Here is a 4147-nt window from a genome sequence, read left to right on the forward strand (position 1 = left end):
AATACGTTAAATCATAGAATAGAGGAAACAGGTTGTTTTTATATTTATAATCGGTTTTTTGAATTTTAAGACGGTTTTTATTTAATTAGGTATTGAAAGGAAACAACTCACAATATTACTTTAAATAATATTTTAGTTTTTGTAATGAGTTGAAATTAAATAATAAAACTTTTATACAAAAAAATTGGAAATAATAAATATATAGTATAAAATGTGACGCAATTCATATTATATATTTTGCTTGAAAAGTTCGAAAAGAATAGAGTAAAGGCGATACACATTTTTGTAGGTTCATACATGTTGAATATTAATTTATCAAGAAAAATGCCGGATGATTTTGTTAAATTCGGTGAAGAACAAATTAGAATGTTGTTAAATTCAGTATCAGGTATTGAATTTGTCATGTTGTGTTCTTCGGATGGTTTTGAAATTGCATTAGCAAATAAAAAGAATGTGACCAATTCGGGGAAAATTGCAGCAGTGAGTAGCTCTATTTTAGCAATGGTTACTGCATTTATTTCAGAAATTAACCTTATTGATTGTCAAACGATCACTTTAGATGCTGAAAATGGTAAAGCTTTATTGACAGCAATTCCTCATCCAAAGCACCCTTTGGTGATGGTTGCATTGACATCTAAAGATATTTTGTTAGGGCAAATGTTGTATGAAACAAAATCGACAGCTGAAGCACTTGTAAAATATTAATAAAAGCTTAATAAAATTTTATTAATATGTAGATTCATTAATATGAGTCGATAATTATTAAAAAATATATTTAATCTGCTTGAAATTAGAATTTAAATGTGGCAAATTTTAATTACAGAATGTTAATTTGAACACATTAAATTATTTTTAATGTATTCAATTATAAAGATATGAAAACATTGAATAAAAGTATTACAGTCAAAAATATATGTTTATGTTAATAAAAATTAGCAGAACATAAAAATAACCTGTTTATTTAAAATAGATATAAAAGATATTGAAGTTGACAGGTTTATTAAAATAATGAGAAATAAATAAAAATATTCATTTCTCATCATGAAGAAGGTTCTAATCAGCAAAATAAAATTGCCACTTAGAATAAACAATAATGTGAAACAAAAAAAAGGGAAGCTCATGGCTCGTATTACACTTGATCAATTAACAGATATCGATGGTTTCATTTGTGCTGCATTAGTAGATAGCGAAAGCGGTTTATCTCTTGCAACAGCTGGTACAGGTGTAGACCTTGAATTGGCAGCAGCAGGTAACACAGAAGTTGTACGTGCTAAACGTAAAGTTGCTAAAGCACTTAAACTTGATGACGAAATTGAAGATATTCTAATCACACTTGGCAAACAGTACCATTTGATTCGTCCACTCGATTCAAATGAAAACCTGTTCCTTTATCTAGTTTTAGACCGTTCAAAATCAAATCTTGCAATGTCTCGTCATGAGCTTAAAGCGTTTGAAAAAGAATTAGATTTTTCTTAAGTTTAAAGTTAAATTCAAAAAAACTCGCTCTAGGGCGAGTTTTTTTATTTCTAGATGATTATTGTGCATTGTTTAGCGTATGATTTAACTTTATAAATACATTGAATAGGAGTCTAAAATTATGTTGAAACGTGGGATATATCAACATTATAAGGGGCAGTTATATCAAGTTTTTAATGTGGCAACACACAGTGAAACACAAGAAAAATTCGTGGTATATCAATGTCTATATGGTGACTATTCTATGTGGGTAAGACCACTTTCAATGTTTATCGAAACTGTAAAAAATACAGAGAATAGTGAAGTTCCACGCTTTAAATTGATTCAAGATACTGAAAAAATGGATTGAAAACGTGTAGGGAAAATATTGTCATTAGAATGACCTGTTTAATATGCAGAATGAGTCTGTATTGAAGCCTAAAAGGAAGATTATATGAGTTTGAGCACAAGTTTTTTAAGTCGTGTTAATGAGTTATATCAAGGCTTTATTAAGTTCGATGCAACACAAATCGATCGATTAAATCGCTATCGTAACATTGAACCTGAGTCTGCTTTGTATTTGGCTATGCAGATTCGTATACAGCAGTCTAAACGTATTTTGGAAATAGGGACTTCTACAGGTTATTCAACACTTTGGCTTGCAAATGCTGCACAAGAAACCAATGGGAAAGTTACTACACTTGAAATTGATGCTTTGCGTACAGCACAGGCAAAAAAGTATTCAGAAGAATTAGATCTTGATCATGTTATTGATTTTGTTGTTACAGATGCACAGGATTTTTTACAGCATTCAAGTGAAGTGTATGATTTTATTTTACTTGATGCTGAGCGTGATGCTTATTTGAACTATTGGACATACTTACAGAAGATGATTCATCCTAAGGGTGGTGTGTTAATTGTTGATAATGTAATTTCACATGCATCGGAAGTAAAAAGCTTTATTCAACAAGTTAAGCAAGATGGTCGTTTTATGACGACAACATTATCTTTAGGTGCAGGCTTATTTTTAGTGATGTTTAAGTGAATGATTTTAACATGCATAAAAATCAGGGAAGTATCCCTGATTTTTAATGCTGTATGTGTGATGTTATAAAACGGATATTCTGGTGAAATGTAAGTCATATTCCAAATATTTATGTACAAAAGCAGTTTTATCATTACAACGTAGTAAATTATTATAAATGAACTCGGGCACTGGGTGATAAAGCTCACCTGAACCATTGTTATAGAAAATTTTTAAATACCGTGAAGAAGCACTGTACTTCCAAGAAGTCACGGTAATCATTGATCCCATAAGCAACCTCCTTAAATTTATCTTTGATTTTATATAAAAATTACTCTGCGTCTCTTGAAATTAATCTAAACACTTACATTGCTGTAGAGCAGTTTTGTAAATTATTTAGTTATTTTTTGCAATGAATATTCAATTGAGTAATAAGCAAAAAAAATGTCGTTATTTCTATAAAATAATGAATAAAAAACCACGCATAAAAGCGTGGTTTTTTATTCGTTCAGTCTAATTCTAAATTAGATTTTACCAACTAAGTCGATTGAAGGAGCTAAAGTAGCATCGCCTTCTTTCCATTTAGCAGGGCAAACTTCACCTGGGTGAGCGTGAACATATTGAGCAGCTTTAACTTTACGAAGAAGTTCTTGAGCATCACGACCGATACCGCCAGCGTTGATTTCAACGATTTGAATTTTACCTTCTGGATCGATAACGAAAGTACCACGATCAGCAAGACCAGCAGATTCGATTAGAACATCAAAGTTCTTAGCAAGCGTCCAATTTGCATCGCCAACCATTACGTATTCGATTTTTTTGATTTCAGCAGAAGAATCGTGCCAAGCTTTATGCGTGAAATGAGTGTCAGTAGAAACTGAATAGATTTCAACACCTAATTTTTTGAATTCAGCATAGTTGTCTGCAAGGTCACCAAGTTCAGTTGGGCAAACAAAAGTGAAGTCAGCTGGATAGAAGAATACAACAGACCATTTACCTTTAAGATCAGCTTCAGTTACTTCAATGAATTGACCGTTTTGGAACGCAGTTGTTTTAAATGGTTTAACTTCAGTATTAATTAAGCTCATCATTTTCTCCATGATAAAGGTTTACATCTAATTTGGACTTAGAATAACGAAAATCTTGTTATTGGTGAAATAGTATTTTTTCATCGCTAAAATCGGAAAAATGAATTTAGCTGAAATGGAGCACTATTTTACACAGGTAATTATTTTATACATTCATTGAGATCACTATATGGAATATAAATGACCTATATGATGTCTGAATGACAAAACAATCTTAAACTCGGCATCTAACATGACGCTTTGTGTAAAATATTTCAAGGGCAAAAGAAAAAGAATTGAATTTTTAAAGAAGATAAAATGAAAATATTGGATAAAGAAAGTGATTGTTATGTTTTAGACCAAAGGAATTTGATTAATCAAGGTATTCGAGTCATTGCGGTACTGAGTTTATTGGTTGCATCGGCTAGTGTACTTTCAACTGAAAAAGCGTACTGTCTTTTTGCATATTATGGTAAAGACAGTATTGTTAATTTAGATGCGTTGACTGGTGGAATTTCTAAAGATCCTTCATTATTTGGCACATGTGGTTTTATCGCATTGAGTTTGTTTTTTCCACTTTTATGGTCTTATCATCGTGCTT

7 protein-coding genes are annotated in these 4147 nt (G+C 31.1%); 5 read left to right on the plus strand and 2 right to left on the minus strand.

Features of this window, described 5'->3' with window-relative positions:
- The first annotated feature begins 297 nt into the window (after positions 1–297).
- From ACK1JC_RS16890 to ACK1JC_RS16905, 4 genes are all read left to right on the plus strand, one after another.
- Positions 298–705, plus strand: a complete 408-nt coding sequence (locus tag ACK1JC_RS16890; RefSeq protein ID WP_409512958.1) for a roadblock/LC7 domain-containing protein — start codon at positions 298–300, stop codon at positions 703–705.
- A gap of 414 nt (positions 706–1119) precedes the next feature.
- Positions 1120–1476, plus strand: coding sequence for a roadblock/LC7 domain-containing protein (locus tag ACK1JC_RS16895; RefSeq protein ID WP_409512959.1), 357 nt, complete (start codon positions 1120–1122; stop codon positions 1474–1476).
- 118 nt (positions 1477–1594) lie between these two features.
- Complete coding sequence (locus tag ACK1JC_RS16900) at positions 1595–1825, plus strand: DUF1653 domain-containing protein (RefSeq protein ID WP_409512964.1); 231 nt, start codon at positions 1595–1597, stop codon at positions 1823–1825.
- Between the two features lie 84 nt (positions 1826–1909).
- A complete protein-coding gene (locus tag ACK1JC_RS16905; RefSeq protein WP_409512960.1) occupies positions 1910–2500 on the plus strand; it encodes an O-methyltransferase in 591 nt (196 codons plus the stop codon).
- 63 nt (positions 2501–2563) lie between these two features.
- Here the strand turns inward: ACK1JC_RS16905 and ACK1JC_RS16910 are convergent, their stop codons facing one another.
- Together ACK1JC_RS16910 and ahpC are read right to left on the minus strand one after the other, a co-directional pair.
- Positions 2564–2770, minus strand: a complete 207-nt coding sequence (locus ACK1JC_RS16910) for a KTSC domain-containing protein (RefSeq protein WP_409512961.1) — start codon at positions 2768–2770, stop codon at positions 2564–2566.
- A 233-nt stretch (positions 2771–3003) separates the two neighbouring features.
- On the minus strand, positions 3004–3567 hold the full coding sequence (gene ahpC, locus ACK1JC_RS16915; RefSeq protein WP_409512962.1) for an alkyl hydroperoxide reductase subunit C: 564 nt from the start codon (positions 3565–3567) through the stop codon (positions 3004–3006).
- 297 nt (positions 3568–3864) lie between these two features.
- Between ahpC and ACK1JC_RS16920 the strand changes: the two genes are divergently transcribed.
- The coding region (locus tag ACK1JC_RS16920) for a hypothetical protein (protein ID WP_409512963.1) at positions 3865–4147 on the plus strand (283 nt) is incomplete at its 3' end.

The organism is Acinetobacter sp. TY2 (assembly GCF_046269225.1).
Taxonomy (GTDB): domain Bacteria; phylum Pseudomonadota; class Gammaproteobacteria; order Pseudomonadales; family Moraxellaceae; genus Acinetobacter.